A 17,338-nucleotide genomic window follows, 5' to 3' on the forward strand; every position below is an offset into this window, starting at 1 on the left:
GTCTAGTGCAGCGCAGCCAGCACCGGCTGCGGCAACCGTGGATCCTTGAGCAGGGCCGCGGTGCTGGCGATGTCCGGCGCCAGCCAGCGGTCCTGCAGGTAGGCCGGCACGCTCTCGCGCAGCAAGCGCCAGGCCGCGTCGGTGCCCGCGCCGAAACGCTGTTCCTTGAGGAATTCGAATGCCTGGGCGGCCAGCAGGTACTCGATGGCGAGGATCTGCGTGCAGTTCTCCAATACCTGGTGCAGCTTGAGGGCGGCATTGGTGCCCATGCTCAGGTGATCTTCCTGCAGCCCCGAGGTGACGAAATTGTCGAGCACCGCGGGCTGCGCCAGCTGGCGGTTCTGCCCGCACAGCGAGGCGGCGACGTACTGGGCGATCATCATCCCCGAGTTGACGCCGGGGTTGCTGACCAGAAACGCCGGCAGGCCACTGACATGCGGGTTGACCAGGCGGTCCAGGCGGCGCTCGGCAATCGCGCCGATCTCCGCCATGGCGATCGCCAGCAGGTCGGCAGCCAGGGCCACCGACTGGCCATGGGGGTTGGCCTGCGAGACCACACGGAAATCGTCCGGTGTACCGAGCAGCAGCGGGTTGTCGTTGGCGCCGTTGAGCTCGGCCTCGACCTGGCGCACCACATGGGCCATCTGGTCGCGGGCCGCGCCGTGCACCTGCGGAATCGAGCGAATGCTCAGGGCGTCCTGGGTCCGGATGCCTTTGCTCGAGGCGATCACTTCACTGCCATCGAGCAGCGCGCGCAGGTTCTCGCCCACCAGCTGCATGCCTGGGTGTGGCTTGAGGGCGATGATCTCGGGGTCGAACGCAGCGATCTGGCCGCGCAGGGCCTCGAAGCTCATGGCGCCGATCACATCGGCCCATTGCAGCAGGCGGCTGGCGTCATCCAGCGCAAGGCTGGCGAGGCCGGTCATGCACGGCGTGCCGTTGACCAGGCATAGCCCGTCCTTGGCTCCGAGCTGCACCGGCGCAAGCCCGGCATCGGCCAAGGCCTCGGCGGCCTCGACGAGGCGCCCGCGATAACTGACCTTGCCCACACCCAGCAGGCTCACGCCGATGTGGGCCATGTGCGTGAGATAGCCCACCGAGCCCTGGGACGGGACCTGCGGGGTAATGCCCTGTTCGAGCAACGCCAGCAGCGCCTCGACCACCGAACGCTGCAGGCCCGACTTGCCGTGGCTGTAGTTGACGATGGCGGCGCAGATGATCGCCCGCGTCTGCTCGTCCGGCAGCGCCGGACCGACGCCGCACGCGTGGCTGAGCAAGGTGTTGCGCGACAGCGCGCTGAGCTGCTCGCCCTGCAGCGAGACGTTGCACAGTGCGCCCAGGCCGGTGTTCACGCCATAGGCGCGCTCGCCGCTGTCGACGATACGCCGGACGATGGCCTGGGCATTGTCGATACGCGCCCACACCTGCGGCGCCAGCTCCAGGCGCGCGCCGTGGCGGGCCACGGCGGCAATGTCCTGCCAGCGCACCGGCCCGTTGCCGATCACCACGACTTCAGGTTTCGACATGATGCTCCTCATACCGCGACGGCGCGGCGCTGAACGAAACGGTCAACGTATTCGTCGGCCGGCGAGTGCAGGATTTCCTGCGGCGTACCAACCTGGATCAAGCGGCCATCCTTGAGAATGGCGATGCGGTTGCCGATGCGTACCGCCTCGTCCAGGTCGTGGGTGATGAAGACGATGGTCTTGTGCAGGGTTTTCTGCAGTTCCAGCAACTGGTCCTGCATCTCTGCGCGGATCAGTGGGTCGAGGGCGCTGAAAGCCTCGTCCATGAGAATGATGTCGGTATCGGCGGCCAGCGCCCGGGCCAGGCCCACACGCTGACGCATGCCACCGGAGAGTTGGTGCGGATACTTCTTCTCGTAGCCCTTCAGGCCCACGGTCTCGATCCACTGCAGCGCACGTTCCTGGCACAGCTGCTTGCTCTCGCCACGCACCTTCAGGCCGTAGGCGACGTTGTCCAGCACATTGCGGTGCGGCAGCAGCCCGAAGCTCTGGAACACCATGCTGATCTTGCGTCGGCGGAATTCGCGAAGGGCTTCCATGTCGTACTGCAGGATGTCCTCGCCATCGACCAGGATCTGCCCGCTGGTGGGGTCGATCAGGCGGTTGAAGTGGCGCACCAACGTGGACTTGCCCGAGCCGGACAGGCCCATGATGACGAAGATCTCGCCGCTGCCGATCGACAGCGACAGGTCGTTGACCCCGACCACACAGCCAGTCTGCGACAGTACCTGTTCCTTGCTGCGCGCCTCGCGGATCAGTTGCAGGGCTTCCCCGGCGCGCTCGCCGAAGATCTTGAAGACGTTCTTCACTTCGATCTTGCTGATCGGCTGCGTGCTCATTTGCTCACCTCATGACGTGGCCGACCATAGGCCTGGGTAATGCGGTCGATCACCACCGCGAGAATCACGATGGCCAGGCCCGCTTCGAGGCCGCGGCCAACGTTGAGGGTCTGGATACCGACCAGCACATCCTCGCCCAGGCCACGGGCGCCGATCATCGAGGCGATCACTACCATCGACAGGGCCATCATGGTGGTCTGGTTGATCCCGGCCATGATGCTTGGCAGTGCCAGCGGCAACTGCACGCCGAACAGTTGCTGCCAACGGTTGGCGCCGAAGGCGTTGATCGCTTCCATCACCTCGCCGTCGACCTGGCGAATGCCCAGGTCGGTCAGGCGAATCAGCGGTGGTGCGGCGTAGATGACGGTGGCGAAGATCGCCGGCACCTTGCCCAGGCCGAACAGCATCAGTACCGGAATCAGGTACACGAAGCTGGGCATGGTCTGCATGATGTCCAGCAGCGGCATCAACACCGCCCGCAGGCGGTTGCTGCGCGCCGACAGGATGCCCAACGGAATGCCCACCAACACCGAGATCAGCGTGGCCACCAGCATCAGCGCCAGCGTCTGCATCAGCTTGTCCCACAGGCCGACGGCGCCGACCAGGAACAGCAGGCCGGCGATCACCAAGGTCGGCAGGATGCGGCGGGTGGCGTGCCAGGCGATGACCGCGACGATACCCAGCATCAGCCACCAGGGCGTTGCACGCAGCAGGCCTTCGAGGTTGACGATGGCCCACAGCAGGGTGTCGGAAATGTGCCGGAACACATCGCCGTAGTTGGTCACCAGCGCATCGACCCAACCATTGACCCAGTCGGCGATGGAGAATGTGAGATTGTCAGGGAACATAGGTACCACTCATCAGGTGAGGACGCTCAGAGCGCCGCATTGATCTTCTTGGCAGCGTCTTCACTGACCCACGCCTGCCAGACTTCAGGATGTTCCTTCAGGAAGATCTTGGCCAGCTTCGGCGATTCGATGCGTTCCTTGCTCATGCGCCCCAGGTTCTGGTTGAGAATGTCGATCGGGATATTGACCTTCTCCAGCACGCCGACCAGCTCCGGCGCTTGTTCGTGGAAGGTTTTCGACAGGCCGACCTTGATCGACACGGTCTTGTCGACGCCCGGTTTTTCCTCGAGCTTGACCAGGTCGATCTGGCCCATCAGCGGGGTTGGCGTCCAGTAGTAGAAGAGAATCGGCTCGCCGCGCTTGTAGCTCGACAGCGCCGCCGCATCCAACGCAGGGCCGGTGCCCGGGCGGAAGTTGGTGAATTTGTCTTCCAGGCCGTAGTCCTTGAGCATCTGGGTGTTGTCCAGCTCACAGGTCCAGCCGGCCGGACAGTTGTAGAAACGGCCTTTGCTCGGTTCTTCAGGGTCCTTGAAGAGGCTGGCGTACTGGGCCAGGTCGGCCACGTTCTTCAGGCCTGGCGCCTTGGCTTCGAGCTTGCGCTTGGCATCGCCCTCGATCACGTAGCGCGGCACGTACCAGCCTTCGACCGCACCGACCACCGGTGCGCCGACACCGACCACCTTGCCGGCTGCCTCAGCCTTTTTCCACACTTCGCTGCGACCCACCCACTCCTCGGCAAACACCTGGATATCGTTGGTGCCCAGGGCGTTCTCCATGGTGATGGAGTTGCCCGGCAGGCTGTCGGTCTTGCAGCCGTAGCCCTTCTCGAGCACGAACTGCATCACATCGGTCAGCAGCATGCCGCTTTCCCAGTTCAGCCCGGCGAATTTCACCGGTTTGCCGGATTCGCACCAGGTAGCGGCCTGAGTGGCACCGGCGCTGCCGAGCAGGCCAAGGGCGAACAGCGAAGCAAGCAAGGTCTTGTTGGTTTTCATTGCGTGACGCTCCCAAACTTAAGAAGTGGAAATCGGCAGTCCTTGCAAAGAAGGTGGATCACCTGGGGCCACTGCGTGCCCCTTCGCGGCAAGCCCGCTCCTACAGTAGGAGCGGGCTTGTCCCGCGATGGGGCTGCGCAGCAACCCCTGGGACGCGGATCAACCCGTGATCATCGGCAGGTTCAGACCCTGCTCTTTGGCGCAATCGATCGCAATCTGGTAACCGGCGTCGGCATGGCGCATCACACCGGTGGCCGGGTCGTTGGTCAGGACGCGGGCAATACGCGCCGCCGCTTCGTCGGTACCATCACAGACGATCACCACACCCGAGTGCTGGGAGAAGCCCATGCCCACGCCACCGCCGTGGTGCAGGGAAACCCAGGTGGCGCCACCCGCAGTGTTGAGCAGGGCGTTGAGCAGCGGCCAGTCGGACACGGCATCGGAGCCATCCTGCATGGATTCGGTTTCACGGTTCGGGCTCGATACGGAGCCGGAGTCCAGGTGGTCACGGCCGATCACCACCGGGGCAGACAGCTCGCCGCTGCGCACCATTTCGTTGAACGCCAGGCCCAGCTTGGCGCGCAGGCCCAGGCCAACCCAGCAGATACGTGCCGGCAGGCCCTGGAAGCTGATGCGCTCGCGGGCCATGTCCAGCCAGCGGTGCAGGTGCTCATCGTCCGGGATCAGTTCCTTGACCTTGGCGTCGGTCTTGTAGATGTCCTGCGGGTCGCCCGACAGGGCTGCCCAGCGGAACGGGCCGATACCGCGGCAGAACAGCGGACGGATGTAGGCCGGCACGAAGCCAGGGAAGTCGAAGGCATTCTTCACGCCTTCTTCCTGGGCCATCTGGCGGATGTTGTTGCCATAGTCGAAGGTCGGCACGCCGGCTTTCTGGAAGTCGAGCATGGCTTGCACGTGCACCGCCATCGATTGCTTGGCGGCCTTGACCACGCCAGCCGGGTCGGTCTTGGCGCGGTCGCGGTACTGCTCCCAGGTCCAGCCGATCGGCAGGTAGCCGTTGAGCGGGTCGTGGGCGCTGGTCTGGTCGGTGACCATGTCCGGACGCACGCCACGCTTGACCAGTTCCGGGAGAATTTCAGCGGCGTTGCCATGCAGGGCGATGGAAACCGCCTTGCCTTCGGCGGTGTACTTGGCGATGCGCGCCAGGGCGTCATCGAGGTCGGTGGCCTGCTCATCGACGTAACGGGTGCGCAGGCGGAAGTCGATGCTGACCTGCTGGCATTCGATGTTCAGCGAGCAGGCGCCAGCCAGGGTCGCGGCCAGAGGCTGGGCGCCGCCCATGCCGCCGAGGCCTGCGGTCAGAACCCAGCGGCCCTTGAGGCTGCCGCCGTAGTGCTGGCGACCGGCTTCGACGAAGGTTTCGTAGGTGCCCTGGACGATGCCCTGGCTACCGATGTAGATCCAGCTGCCGGCGGTCATCTGGCCGTACATGGCCAGGCCCTTGGCATCCAGTTCGTTGAAGTGCTCCCAGTTGGCCCAGTGCGGCACCAGGTTGGAGTTGGCGATCAGCACGCGCGGGGCGTTGCTGTGGGTCTTGAACACCCCAACCGGCTTGCCCGACTGCACCAGCAAGGTTTCGTCGTCGTTCAACTCCTTGAGGGTGGAGACGATCTTGTCGTAGCACTCCCAGTTGCGCGCAGCACGGCCGATGCCGCCGTACACCACCAGCTCCTTGGGGTTTTCGGCCACTTCCGGATCAAGGTTGTTCATCAGCATGCGCAGCGGGGCCTCGGTCAGCCAGCTCTTGGCGTTCAGCTGGGTGCCACGTGGGGCGCGGATCTCGACGTCACGGAAAGTGGTGGGCTTTTTGTCAGTCACGAAAGGTGCTCCTTGAGCGATCTATTCAAACCCGACGAGATCGGCGGGCCGGGGCTGTTCGGTACCGTGCGGATGGGACGGCCTATCCACTATCGCGCACTTATCTTTACTTGTACATACAAGCATATGCAATTGAATTGCCAAGTCATCGAAACGGGTGGTTCGAGAGGCTCGGGCGATGGACTGGAGGCCTCGTGGTTCAAGGCCTTGAGACGTGAAGAAAAATCGCGGGAAGGATTTGTCGGGGAGTTCAGACAGAAATGGCTTTGCGCCACTTTGGGGCATTCGGTAACAGGGTGCGCTGTTTGCGGGCGTTACCGGGTAACTGTTTTTTCAGGGTTTTTGAGGGCGCTATCGCGGGACGAGCCCGCTCCTACAGGTTCAGCGCCGTCCTGAATGACGCACTGAACCTGTAGGAGCGGGCTCGTCCCGCGATAGCGCCCTGAAGACTTACAACAGCTGAGGACTCAACTCGATAACGCAGCAGCGCCCCGATACCTCGACCTCCAGCAAACCCGCGTTACCACTGAGCTGCAGGCAGTCATACAACCCAAGCACCGACGCCTGCCCCTGGATCCCGACGCTCAGGTCCGCCTCGGCACTGAACACCAGCACGGTCTCGGCCGAACTGAACAGGCGAGTACCCCCCATGAACCACTGCAACCGCGCGCGGTAACGGTTCGGCGCATAGATCAGGTTGAAGTCGCGGATCGGGCCACCCTGCAGTGTGCAGGCAACCTGGCTCTCGCCACTGAACGCAAAGGCATCGAACGGCAGCAGCGGCCGGCTTTCGTGGCCGTCCACCGACAAGCGCATGCCATCGCCCTGCAGCACGGTGATGATCCGCTGATAACCGGTGAAACTGGAAAAGCCGCCGGAAGCCTCGATATCGGCGATCGACAGGCGCCAGCCGAACCCGTCCAGGCCAACGCCCGCATCGCGGGTGATTTCTTCGGTAGACCCACCACCGTTCTTCCAGGGCATGCGCGGATAATCGCGGGCACGCAACAACTGCAGCTGGCTCATTTGCTGAAACGTCCTTCCAGGCGATGACGGGAACCGGGATGAATCAAGCGCGCGGCGGTGACCGGCTGGCGGCCTGACCAGGTACGCCGACGGATGAGCAGGCAGGGCTCGCCACGCTCGATCTGCAACAGCTTGCATTCGTCTGGGTCAGCCAGGATCGCTTCGACCACGTGCTCGCCTTCGGTCAGCGGCGCGACCTGGGACAAGTACGCATAAGGCGTCTGCCGGGTGAAATCCTGGCGCAGGTAATCCGGGGCGATCGCCGCGTTCACATAGCGATCCTCGATCTGCACCGGCACATCGTTCTCGTAGTGCACGATCAGCGAATGGAACACCCGCTGCCCCTCGCGCATGTCCAGGGCCATGGCGCGCTCGGAACCTGCGGCCTCCTCGGTGAGGATGATCACCTGGCAGCGGTGCTGATGCCCGCGGCTGGCGATCTCGTCGGCAATGTTGTTGACTTCGAACAGCGCCGAGCGCGTCTTGGGTTCGGCGACGAAGGTCCCGACGCCCTGCATGCGGACCAGCAGGCCCTCGGCGGTCAGCTCGCGCAGGGCGCGGTTGATGGTCATGCGGCTGAAGCCCAGCTGGCTGACCAGCTCGCTTTCCGACGGGACGCGATGATGAGGCGGCCAGCTGCCGTTTTCGATCTGCTGGACGATCATCTGCTTGACCCGCGCATACAGCAGCGCCGGCCCTTCGCCCATCTGGGCCACCAGCGCGGAGACGGAAGGTGTCGGCACGGCTATGCATCCTTGTGCAATTTGATTGACGGTAGCTTGCCGCAGTTTACCCGGCAGGCAAACGTCTGTATATGTATATACAAATAACGATACAGGATGACCGAGTGATGTCCGCCTACTTCGCCGAACGCGCCCTGCTCCCTTCAGGCTGGGCCAGCAATGTCCGCCTCGGGGTGTCCACCGACGGGCGCCTCGAAAAAATAGACGTGAACGCCAGCGCCGAAGGCGCCGAACGCTTGGCCGGCCCGCTGCTGCCGGGCATGCCCAACCTGCATTCCCACGCCTTCCAGCGCGCCATGGCAGGCCTGGCGGAGGTGGTCGGCAACCCCAATGACAGTTTCTGGACCTGGCGCGACCTGATGTACCGCCTGGTCCGCCTGATCACTCCCGAGCAATTGCAGGTCATCGCCCGCCAGCTGTACATCGAGATGCTCAAGGCCGGCTACACCTCGGTGGCCGAATTCCACTACGTTCACCACGACAATGCCGGCACGCCCTACGCCGACCCCACCGAGCTGTCGCGCCAGATCAGCGCGGCAGCGAGCGCCAGCGGCATCGGCCTGACGCTGCTGCCGGTGCTGTACTCCCATTCCGGCTTCGGCGGCCAGGCGCCGAACGAGGGCCAGCGCCGCTTCATCAACTCCACCGAGCAGTACCTGCGCCTGCAGGAGCAGCTCAAGCCGCTGCTGGCCGCGCAACCCGCGCAGCACCTGGGCCTGTGTTTCCACTCGCTGCGCGCGGTAACGCCACACCAGATCGCCGAAGTGCTGGGCGCCAGCGACAAGGCGTGCCCGGTGCACATCCACATTGCCGAGCAGCAGAAGGAAGTCAACGACTGCCTGGGCTGGAGCGGCCGTCGCCCGGTGCAATGGCTGTACGAGCACGTCGAGGTGGATGCGCGCTGGTGCCTGGTGCATGCAACCCACGTCGAGGCCGACGAAGTCAGCGCCATGGCCCGCAGCGGCGCGGTGGCAGGGCTGTGCCTGACCACCGAGGCCAACCTGGGCGATGGCATCTTCCCGGCCGTCGACTTCATGGCCCAGGGCGGGCGCATGGGCATCGGCTCGGACAGCCATGTCTCGCTGAGCGTCGTCGAAGAGCTGCGCTGGCTGGAGTACGGCCAGCGCCTGCGCGACCAGCGGCGCAACCGGCTGTACCGCAGCGACCAGCCGATGGTCGGCCGCACACTCTACGACGCGGCGCTGGCAGGCGGCGCGCAGGCCCTGGGGCAAGGCATTGGCGAGTTGGCGGTGGGCAAGCGTGCCGACTGGCTGGTGCTCGATGGCCAGGATCCGTACCTGGCAACTTCAAGCGGCGACGGCATCCTCAACCGCTGGCTGTTCGCCGGCAGCGACCGTCAGGTACGTGATGTGATGGTCAACGGCCAGTGGGTGGTACGCCAGGGGCGACATGCGCTGGAAGAGCAAAGCGGGCAGGCATTCGCCGCGGTACTGCGCACGCTGCTGGGCTGAAAGCCGGCGCGATCAGCTGCGGATCGCGCCAGGCCTGACCTGGAGCCCGGCAGACTCAATGCCGGGCAACGATCGCCTTGTCCGACACCCGCCAGATCAGCCGACTGGTGTCATACCCCTGCTGGCGAGCCTTCGACAGCAGGTTCTCGCGCTCCCACGCCGGCAGGCTCGGAGTTCGCGACAGGATCCACAGGTACTTGCGATTCGGGCTGCCGACAATCGCAGTACGATAATGATCGTCCACGTACAGGATCCAGTAGTCCGCCTTGGTCAGCCCCGGTACCAGGCGCGTGAACCAGTTGTCGAACTCCACCCACAACTTGTCGGTGTGCCCCGGCGCCTCGATGCCCGCACGACCTTCGGCGCGCAACCATTCATCACCTTCGGTACGGCAACGGTTGAGCACACCCAGGCTGCCATCGGGCTTGAGGTTGTAATGGGCTTCGGACTGCGCGCAGCCTTCCTGGAAGCGCATCGGCAGGCGGGCCAGTTCGAACCACTTGCCCTGGTAGCGCTTGAGGTCGACGTTGCCGGCCGTCTTGGGCGCCAACGAATCCACCGACGAGCTGGCACACCCGCCCAATACCAACGCCAGACCCAGCGCCAGCAGCAGATGCGCGGCCCTCATTTGAGGCCCTGCCCGGAGTACATCAACACCTTGTCAGCGGCGTACTGAACACTGATGAAGCTCTTCTCGTCCCCCCAGGTACAGCTGCTCATGCCGAGCGCGCCCGAGCACTCCTTCGGCGACCCGAGCAGTTGCTCGACCTCGGCCTTGCTCATGCCGGCCTTGAGCTTGGAATAGTTTTCCTGGTTGATCTTGCTGCAGGCGGTCAGGACGACCAACAAGGACAACAGGGCGAGGGAACGCAACGACATGAAGGGCTCTCCTGGAGATGGATGCAACAGGCGAGACGGCCTGCAGAGACCTTAGAAGCGAAAATGCCTCCCCGGTTCCCTGCTACCCCTGCTTTCGTACCATGCCGTTGGTCGGGTCCCGTCACAAATCTCTCATGGCTAATTCATCACGGGCGACATAGCATTCAGCGATGTGGCCCTTTGCCGCACCCTCCTCCCGAAATGCCTGCGCAGACCTTGCACATGACAAAAAATCTCAAGTTCAGCCACAAGATCCTGGTGGCCGCCGCACTCGTGGTGGCCGTCGCCTTCGCCTGCTTCGTGCTGTTCAACGACTATCGCCAGCGCCAGTCGCTGCGCAGCGATACCGAAACCAACCTGCAGGAACTGGGTAACCTCACCGCGGGCAATATCCGCACCTGGCTCGACAGCCGCATCCAGTTGCTACAGTCGTTGGGCCAGCAGGTCGCCGTGGACGGCCCGGAAAAGGCCAGCCTTGACCGCAGCCTGGCGCTGCCGGTCTACGCCAGCAACTTCCAGCTCACCTACTTCGGCGGCAAGGACGGCCGTATGCAATCGGTGCCGGCCGGCAATCGCGCCCCCGACTACGACCCGCGCGCCCGCGGCTGGTACAAGGCCGCCAGCGCCGCCAACCAGACCATCATCACCGAACCCTACATCTCGGCGTCGGCCGGCAAGCTGGTGATCACCCTTGCCACGCCCGTGCAGCAGGCCGGCCAATTGATTGGCGTCAGCGGCGTCGACACCGACCTGCAGACCATCAGCAACCTGGTCAACGCCCTGGACTTCGGCGGCAAGGGCCACGCCTTCATCGTCAACGGCGAAGGCAAGATCCTCATCCATCCCAAGGCCGAGCTGGCACTCAAGACCCTGGCAGACGTCTACCCCAACAACACCCCGCGCATCGGCAAGGGGCTGGCCGAAGTCGAGGCAGACGGTCGCAGCCAGTTCATCAGCTTCACCCACGTCGATGGCGTGCCGGCGGACTGGTACGTCGCACTGGTCCTGGACCAGGATGCTGCCTTCGCCATGCTCGGCGAACTGCGCACCTCGGCGGTGGTGGCCACGCTGATTGCCGTGGTGGTGATCATCGCCCTGCTGGGCCTGCTGATTCGTGTGCTGATGGAGCCGCTGCACGTGATGGGCCGAGCCATGCGCGATATCGCCGAGGGCGAAGGCGACCTGACCCGGCGCCTGACCATCCACGGCCAGGACGAATTCGGCAGCCTGGGGCAGTCGTTCAACCGCTTCGTCGAGCGTATCCACGAGTCGATCCGCGAAGTGGCTTCGGCCACTGGCCAGGTCAACGCCGTGGCCAAGCAGGTGGTGAGTGCATCCAACGCCTCCATCGACAACGCCGACCAGCAGTCCAGCCGCACCAGCAGCGTGGCGGCGGCGATCAACCAGCTGGGCGCCGCAGCCCAGGAGATCGCCCAGAACGCCGCCCTCGCCTCGCAGCACTCCAGCGACGCCCGCGACCTCGCCGCGGAAGGCCAGCAGGTGGTTGGCCAGACCATCGATGTGATGAACAAGCTGTCGGCGCGAATCAGCGATTCGTGCGGCAATATCGAGACGCTCAACGCCCATACCGCGAACATCGGCCAGATTCTCGACGTGATCAGCGGCATCTCCCAACAGACCAACCTGCTGGCGCTCAACGCCGCCATCGAAGCAGCGCGGGCCGGCGAGGCCGGACGTGGTTTTGCCGTGGTGGCCGATGAGGTGCGCAACCTGGCGCACCGCACCCAGGAGTCGGCGCAGCAGGTACAGGGGCTGATCGAGGAATTGCAGGCCGGCGCGCAAGTGGCGGTGAGCACCATGAACCAGAGCCAGCAGCACAGTGATCACAGCGTCGAGATCGCCAACCGCGCAGGCGACCGCCTGGGCAGCGTGACCCAGCGCATCGGCGAGATCGACGGCATGAACCAGTCGGTAGCCACGGCGACCGAAGAGCAGACGTCAGTGGTCGAGTCGATCAATGTCGACATCACCGAGATCAATACGCTGAACCAGCAAGGAGTGCAGAACCTGCAGAGCACCTTGCGTGCCTGCAACGACCTGGAGCATCAGGTCGATCGGTTGAAGCAGTTGGTGGGGAGTTTCAGGATATAAGGTTCGGCGGCGCCTTCTTCGCAGATATACCCGCGAAGAAGGCGCCGCTGATTCAGAACCGGGAACCCGGCTCCAGCAGGAAGTCCATCTCTTCACTGGTACTCGGCCGCCCCAGCAACAGGTTGCGATGCGGGAAACGCCCAAACCGCGCGATCACCCGCTGGTGCTGCTCGGCATAGTCCAGAAAGCCTTCGAACAGCCGGCGATTGGCCTCGGGTTGCTCGTCCAGCAAGACCTGGTAGCGCTCCACGCACAGGTTCTGCCAATCCAGCACCTCGGCGTGCTCCAGCACCAGCAGCACGAACACGCGCTGGATCGGCAGCAGCTGATAGTCCCAACCCTTCTGCAAACCCTGCATGGCCACCACCTGGGCACGCCGGTCGCCGTCGAAGGCGCGCGGCGTGTCGCGGTAGATCATGCGCGGCAACTGGTCGAGCAAGATCAACAACCCCAACCAGCCCTGCGGGCTCTGCTGCCACTCATCGAGCCCACCCGCCAGGGCCTGCTCGACCAGATCGCCGAACAGTGCCTGGGCCTCGGCATCGTCATGCTTGCCGAACCAGCGGGTGTTTTTCTCGTCAGCCACGGCCTGGGCATTGGTGCCCCAACCGAACCACCATTCCAGCAACGGCTGCCAAGGTGCGAGCATGACTTACTCCTTGTGATAGGCGGTGACGCGCTCGACCTCTTCCTTCGAGCCCAGGATCACCGACACGCGCTGGTGCAGGCTCTCAGGCTTGATGTCGAGGATGCGCTCGTAACCGTTGGTCGATGCGCCGCCGGCCTGCTCGATGATGAACGACATCGGGTTGGCTTCGTACATCAGGCGCAGCTTGCCCGGCTTGCTCGGCTCGCGAGCGTCGCGCGGGTACATGAACAGGCCGCCACGGGTCAGGATGCGGTGCACGTCGGCCACCATCGAGGCGATCCAGCGCATGTTGTAGTTCTTTTTCAGCGGCCCGGTCTCACCGGCCAGCAGCTCGCCCACGTAGCGCTGCACTGGGGCTTCCCAGTGGCGCTGGTTGGACATGTTGATGGCGAATTCTGCGGTGGTTTCCGGAACGCGGATGTTTTCGTGGGTCAGGACGAAGCTGCCCAGTTCGCGGTCCAGGGTGAAGCCCTTGACGCCATTGCCCAGGGTGAGGATCAGCATGGTCTGCGGGCCGTAGATCGCATAACCGGCGGCGACCTGCTGGGTGCCTGGTTGCAGGAAGGCGTTTTCGTTGAGGGTTTCGTTCTGGCTCAGGTACTCGTTCGGGCAACGCAGCACGGAGAAGATGGTACCGACCGAGACGTTGACGTCGATGTTCGACGAGCCGTCCAGCGGGTCGAAGACCAGCAGGTAGGCGCCTTTGGGATATTTGCCCGGGATCTGGTAGGCGTTGTCCATTTCTTCGGACGCCATGCCGGCCAGGTGGCCGCCCCACTCGTTGGCCTCGAGCAGGATGTCGTTGGAGATGACGTCGAGCTTCTTCTGCACTTCGCCTTGCACGTTTTCGGTGCCCATGCTGCCCAGCACGCCGCCCAGGGCGCCCTTGGACACGTGGTGGCTGATTTCCTTGCACGCGCGCGCCACCACTTCGATCAGGAAGCGCAGATCGGCAGGAGTGTTGTTGCTGCGGGTCTGCTCAATCAGATAGCGACTCAGGGTAACGCGGGACATGTATGGCTCCGAAGTGGAAAGGGGTAGAAAAACCCCCGCAGTTTACAGGGAGAGTGGCAGCCTAGCGAGCGAAGAGACTCGCCTGGCGGATCAGACGGTGGTTCGGGCAATGAGTTCAGGCAGTTGGTCGGCGGCGGCCCCATCGCGGGGCAAGCCCGCTCCTACAGGGCCAGCGCCGTCCTTTACAGGAGCGGGCTGGCCCCGCGATCGGGCCGGAACTGACACCCTGCTAATCCAATGCCTTCCATATCTCAGTGGCATATTCGCGAATGGTCCGGTCCGACGAGAACCAGCCCATCCGTGCGGTATTGAGCACCGCCATGCGCCACCACTCCTGCGGCGTATGCCACAGTTCCTCGACCCGCAGTTGGGCATCCCAGTACGCATCGAAATCGGCACACAGCAGGAAGCGATCGTAGGCCACCAGGCCGTCGATCAGTCCGGCATAGCGCCCTGGATCATCCGGCGAGAACACCCCGCTGCGGATCGCCTGCAGGACATCGCCAAGGCGCCCCGACGCTGCCACGGCAGCCGCCGCACCGAAATCGCCCGCGCGCTTGCGCGCCTCGACCTGCTGGGCGGTCAGGCCGAAGATGAACATGTTTTCCGCGCCGACCTGCTCGCACATCTCGACGTTGGCGCCGTCGAGGGTGCCGATGGTCAGCGCGCCGTTGAGGGCGAACTTCATGTTGCTGGTACCGGACGCTTCGTACCCGGCAGTGGAGATCTGCTCGGAAAGGTCGGCCGCCGGGATGATGCTCTCGGCCAGGCTGACGTTGTAGTTGGGCAGGAACACCACCTTGAGCAGCCCGCGCACGGTGGGGTCGTTGTTGACCACCCGAGCGATGTCGTTGGTCAGCTTGATGATCAGCTTGGCCTGGTGATAGCTGGCTGCCGCCTTGCCGGCGAAGATCTTCACCCGCGGCGCCCACTGGGTGGTCGGGTCGTTGCGGATGGCCTGGTACAGCGCGACGGTATGCAACAGGTTGAGCAACTGGCGCTTGTACTCGTGGATACGCTTGACCTGCACGTCGAACAACGCTTCGGGATTGACCGTCACGCCGATGCGGTCCTGGATGATGCTCGCCAGTGCGCGCTTGCTGTGCAGGCGCTGGGCTGCGAACTGCTTGCGGAAGTTGGCTTTCTCGGCATGAGGCGCCAGCGCCTTGAGCTTGCCCTCCGGATCGTCCAGCACCTCGGCGCCCAGGGCGTCGACCAGCATGCCGGTCAACTGCGGATTGGCCTGGTACAGCCAGCGGCGGAAGGTGATGCCGTTGGTCTTGTTGTTGATCCGTTGCGGATACAGCTTGTGCAACTCGGCGAACACCGTGCTCTTCATCAACTTGCTGTGCAGCGCCGACACGCCGTTGACGCTGTGCGAACCGAGAAACGCCAGGTTGCCCATGCGCACACGGCGGCCGTTGTCCTCCTCGATCAGCGACACCGCGCGCAGCACGTCGAAGTCGTGCAAGCCTTTGGCCCGCAGCGCGTCGATGTGGTACGCGTTGATCAGGTAGATGATCTGCATGTGCCGCGGCAGCATGCGCTCCATCAACGCCACAGGCCAGGTTTCCAGGGCCTCGGGCAGCAGGGTGTGATTGGTGTAGGCCAGGGTGCCGACCGTCAGCTCCCAGGCCTTTTCCCAGGGAATCCCGTGCTGGTCGACCAGCAGGCGCATCAGCTCCGCGACGGCGATCGAGGGGTGAGTGTCGTTGAGCTGGATCGCCGCCGAGTCCGGCAGGTTGAGCAGGTCATCGTGCATGTTCAGGTGACGTCGCAGCAGATCCTGCAGCGACGCGGAAACGAAGAAGTACTCCTGGCGCAGGCGCAATTCCTGCCCCGCTTCGGTGCTGTCCGCCGGGTAAAGCACTCGCGAGATGCTTTCGGCCCGCGCCACTTCGGCCACCGCCCCCAGGTGATCGCCGGCATTGAAGCGCTCCAGGTGCAACTCTTCGAGCGCCCGGGCACGCCACAGGCGCAAGGTATTGACGCTGGAGCCGCGCCAGCCGACCACCGGCGTATCGTAGGCCACTGCACGAACGGTTTCGCCCGGCGTCCAGACCTGCCGCGCAGCGCCATGGGCATCGTGCAGCGTTTCGACACTGCCGCCAAAACTGATCGGATAGATCACCTCGGCGCGCTCGAACTCCCAAGGGTTGCCGAAGTCCAGCCAGTTCTCGGTCTGCTCCTGCTGCCAGCCATCGACGATGGCCTGGCGGAACAACCCATGCTCGTAGCGGATACCGTAGCCATGGGCGGCAATGCCGAGGGTCGACATGCTTTCCATGAAGCACGCCGCAAGCCGTCCCAGGCCACCATTACCCAGCGCCGCATCGGGCTCGAGCAGGCGGATGCGCTCAAGGTCCACGTCCAGCCCCTCGAGCGCTTCACGGGCGATTTCCAGATAGCCCAGGTTGCTCAGGCTGTCGTACAGCAGTCGGCCGATGAGGAATTCCAGGGAGAGGTAGTAGACCCGCTTCTGGCTGCGCCGGTAGGCCCGGCGGGTGTGGTCCATCCAGTGGTCGACCATGTGATCGCGGGCGGCCAGGGCGATGGCTTCGAACCAGTCATGGTCGAAGGCATGTTCCGGGTCCTTGCCGACCGCGTAGGTCAGTTTGTCCAGTACAGCGGCGCGAAACGCGGCCACCTCGGCGTCACGAGCTTTGGGTTCCTGGGACATGCGGCATCCTCGGGCAAGTTGACGAATACGGAGGGAGATTGAAGAGACTAGACCCTTCGACAGGGAGTGACAGGCTCGGTTCGCAGTTTTCATGCCGGCTTGGCGATTCCGGCAAAAGGTTGTTCACAAATTGAACAACTCCGGTATGATCGCGCGCCCCAAGACCGTGATCCGCCCACTATTAAAATGAAACCGACCCTGATCGCCGCCGCCGAAGTCGACCGCCTGGAAACCTGGCAGCGCTATACCAGCAGCATGTGCCATGGCTGCCATTCGACCTGCTGTACCCTGCCTGTGGAGGTGAAGATCAAGGATCTGATCCGCATCGGCGTGGTGGACGAGTTCGAGAAGGACGAGCCGCCGAAGAACGTCGCCAAGCGCCTGCAGAAAGAAGGCATCATCGAACGCTTCAACCAGAAGTCGGGCATCTTCACCCTGACCCGGATGAGCAACGACGATTGCATGTATCTGGACCGCAAGAGCCGGCTGTGCACCATTTATGACAAGCGCCCGGACACCTGCCGCAACCACCCCAAGGTCGGACCGCGGCCAGGGTACTGCGCGTACAAGCCCAAAGTGGTTGGGCGATAGGCCTGTAGCGCCGGTACGGGCCTCTTCGCGGGCAAGTCCGCTCCCACAGGGGCCCCGTCGGCCTCTGGGGCAGCGGGGCCCCTGTGGGAGCGGCGGTTCGGCGCCCCGACTTGCCCGCGAAGAGG

General features: G+C 64.1%; 15 protein-coding genes and 1 pseudogene. 4 read left to right on the forward strand and 12 right to left on the reverse strand.

Going from position 1 to position 17,338, the window contains the following annotated elements:
* Positions 1–2: 2 nt before the first annotated feature.
* The 7 genes from ACMGGG_RS21950 to hutC all read right to left on the reverse strand — a co-directional run bounded on the left by ACMGGG_RS21950 (position 3) and on the right by hutC (position 7,780).
* Positions 3–1,526, reverse strand: a complete 1,524-nt coding sequence (locus ACMGGG_RS21950) for an HAL/PAL/TAL family ammonia-lyase (RefSeq protein WP_414154420.1) — start codon at positions 1,524–1,526, stop codon at positions 3–5.
* An 8-nt stretch (positions 1,527–1,534) separates the two neighbouring features.
* Entirely contained in the window at positions 1,535–2,365 is an 831-nt protein-coding gene (locus ACMGGG_RS21955) for a quaternary amine ABC transporter ATP-binding protein (RefSeq protein ID WP_054894807.1), read from the reverse strand.
* Positions 2,362–3,213, reverse strand: a complete 852-nt coding sequence (locus ACMGGG_RS21960; RefSeq protein WP_063541402.1) for an ABC transporter permease — start codon at positions 3,211–3,213, stop codon at positions 2,362–2,364. The genes ACMGGG_RS21955 and ACMGGG_RS21960 overlap by 4 nt, the downstream gene beginning before the upstream one ends.
* 26 nt (positions 3,214–3,239) lie before the next feature.
* Positions 3,240–4,208: an ABC transporter substrate-binding protein gene (locus ACMGGG_RS21965; RefSeq protein WP_414154421.1), complete on the reverse strand. Its 969-nt coding sequence runs from the start codon at positions 4,206–4,208 to the stop codon at positions 3,240–3,242.
* A 159-nt stretch (positions 4,209–4,367) separates the two neighbouring features.
* Positions 4,368–6,047 carry a urocanate hydratase gene (hutU, locus tag ACMGGG_RS21970; protein ID WP_063541406.1) on the reverse strand — a complete coding sequence of 560 codons (1,680 nt, stop codon included), beginning with the start codon at positions 6,045–6,047 and terminating at the stop codon, positions 4,368–4,370.
* Between the two features lie 450 nt (positions 6,048–6,497).
* A complete protein-coding gene (locus ACMGGG_RS21975; RefSeq protein WP_414154422.1) occupies positions 6,498–7,073 on the reverse strand; it encodes a HutD family protein in 576 nt (191 codons plus the stop codon).
* Positions 7,070–7,780: a histidine utilization repressor gene (hutC, locus tag ACMGGG_RS21980; RefSeq protein WP_414155835.1), complete on the reverse strand. Its 711-nt coding sequence runs from the start codon at positions 7,778–7,780 to the stop codon at positions 7,070–7,072. Before hutC ends, ACMGGG_RS21975 begins: the two co-directional genes overlap by 4 nt.
* A gap of 143 nt (positions 7,781–7,923) precedes the next feature.
* On the opposite strand from hutC, the gene ACMGGG_RS21985 reads away from it, so the two are divergent.
* Positions 7,924–9,288: a formimidoylglutamate deiminase gene (locus ACMGGG_RS21985; protein WP_414154423.1), complete on the forward strand. Its 1,365-nt coding sequence runs from the start codon at positions 7,924–7,926 to the stop codon at positions 9,286–9,288.
* Between the two features lie 55 nt (positions 9,289–9,343).
* On the opposite strand, the gene ACMGGG_RS21990 is transcribed toward ACMGGG_RS21985, so the two are convergent.
* Both ACMGGG_RS21990 and bamE read right to left on the reverse strand, forming a co-directional pair.
* A complete protein-coding gene (locus tag ACMGGG_RS21990) occupies positions 9,344–9,916 on the reverse strand; it encodes a lipocalin family protein (RefSeq protein WP_065863888.1) in 573 nt (190 codons plus the stop codon).
* Entirely contained in the window at positions 9,913–10,167 is a 255-nt protein-coding gene (gene bamE / locus ACMGGG_RS21995; protein WP_054895277.1) for an outer membrane protein assembly factor BamE, read from the reverse strand. The genes ACMGGG_RS21990 and bamE overlap by 4 nt, the downstream gene beginning before the upstream one ends.
* 222 nt (positions 10,168–10,389) lie before the next feature.
* Between bamE and ACMGGG_RS22000 the strand changes: the two are divergent.
* A pseudogene (locus tag ACMGGG_RS22000) lies at positions 10,390–11,424 on the forward strand (cache and HAMP domain-containing protein); the annotation flags it as partial.
* A 129-nt stretch (positions 11,425–11,553) separates the two neighbouring features.
* The gene (locus ACMGGG_RS22005) at positions 11,554–12,279 is read left to right on the forward strand and encodes a methyl-accepting chemotaxis protein (RefSeq protein WP_370671317.1); all 726 of its coding nucleotides are present in this window, start codon (positions 11,554–11,556) and stop codon (positions 12,277–12,279) included.
* A gap of 52 nt (positions 12,280–12,331) precedes the next feature.
* On the opposite strand, the gene ACMGGG_RS22010 is transcribed toward ACMGGG_RS22005, so the two are convergent.
* From ACMGGG_RS22010 to ACMGGG_RS22020, 3 genes are all read right to left on the reverse strand, one after another.
* On the reverse strand, positions 12,332–12,928 hold the full coding sequence (locus ACMGGG_RS22010; protein WP_151925980.1) for a DUF924 family protein: 597 nt from the start codon (positions 12,926–12,928) through the stop codon (positions 12,332–12,334).
* A 3-nt stretch (positions 12,929–12,931) separates the two neighbouring features.
* The gene (locus tag ACMGGG_RS22015; protein ID WP_054895279.1) at positions 12,932–13,942 is read right to left on the reverse strand and encodes a class 1 fructose-bisphosphatase; all 1,011 of its coding nucleotides are present in this window, start codon (positions 13,940–13,942) and stop codon (positions 12,932–12,934) included.
* Positions 13,943–14,171: 229 nt separating this feature from the next.
* Positions 14,172–16,622, reverse strand: a complete 2,451-nt coding sequence (locus tag ACMGGG_RS22020) for a glycogen/starch/alpha-glucan phosphorylase (RefSeq protein ID WP_414154424.1) — start codon at positions 16,620–16,622, stop codon at positions 14,172–14,174.
* Between the two features lie 186 nt (positions 16,623–16,808).
* Between ACMGGG_RS22020 and ACMGGG_RS22025 the strand changes: the two genes are divergently transcribed.
* Positions 16,809–17,213 (forward strand): YkgJ family cysteine cluster protein, encoded by a 405-nt coding sequence (locus ACMGGG_RS22025; protein ID WP_054895281.1) that lies wholly within the window; start codon positions 16,809–16,811, stop codon positions 17,211–17,213.
* The last annotated feature ends 125 nt before the right edge of the window (positions 17,214–17,338 follow it).

The sequence above is a fragment of the Pseudomonas sp. BNK-44-b genome, assembly GCF_047456245.1.
GTDB lineage: Bacteria > Pseudomonadota > Gammaproteobacteria > Pseudomonadales > Pseudomonadaceae > Aquipseudomonas > Aquipseudomonas machongensis.

Coding starts and splice junctions, on each gene's coding strand:
- ACMGGG_RS21955 (WP_054894807.1), bottom strand. CDS start 2,365: ATGAGCACGCAGCCGATCAGCAAGATCGAAGTGAAGAACGTCTTCAAG.
- bamE (WP_054895277.1), bottom strand. CDS start 10,167: ATGTCGTTGCGTTCCCTCGCCCTGTTGTCCTTGTTGGTCGTCCTGACC.
- ACMGGG_RS22020 (WP_414154424.1), bottom strand. CDS start 16,622: ATGTCCCAGGAACCCAAAGCTCGTGACGCCGAGGTGGCCGCGTTTCGC.
- ACMGGG_RS22010 (WP_151925980.1), bottom strand. CDS start 12,928: ATGCTCGCACCTTGGCAGCCGTTGCTGGAATGGTGGTTCGGTTGGGGC.
- ACMGGG_RS21960 (WP_063541402.1), bottom strand. CDS start 3,213: ATGTTCCCTGACAATCTCACATTCTCCATCGCCGACTGGGTCAATGGT.
- ACMGGG_RS21985 (WP_414154423.1), top strand. CDS start 7,924: ATGTCCGCCTACTTCGCCGAACGCGCCCTGCTCCCTTCAGGCTGGGCC.
- ACMGGG_RS22015 (WP_054895279.1), bottom strand. CDS start 13,942: ATGTCCCGCGTTACCCTGAGTCGCTATCTGATTGAGCAGACCCGCAGC.
- ACMGGG_RS21965 (WP_414154421.1), bottom strand. CDS start 4,208: ATGAAAACCAACAAGACCTTGCTTGCTTCGCTGTTCGCCCTTGGCCTG.
- ACMGGG_RS21975 (WP_414154422.1), bottom strand. CDS start 7,073: ATGAGCCAGCTGCAGTTGTTGCGTGCCCGCGATTATCCGCGCATGCCC.
- ACMGGG_RS21990 (WP_065863888.1), bottom strand. CDS start 9,916: ATGAGGGCCGCGCATCTGCTGCTGGCGCTGGGTCTGGCGTTGGTATTG.
- ACMGGG_RS21950 (WP_414154420.1), bottom strand. CDS start 1,526: ATGTCGAAACCTGAAGTCGTGGTGATCGGCAACGGGCCGGTGCGCTGG.
- ACMGGG_RS22025 (WP_054895281.1), top strand. CDS start 16,809: ATGAAACCGACCCTGATCGCCGCCGCCGAAGTCGACCGCCTGGAAACC.
- hutC (WP_414155835.1), bottom strand. CDS start 7,780: ATGGGCGAAGGGCCGGCGCTGCTGTATGCGCGGGTCAAGCAGATGATC.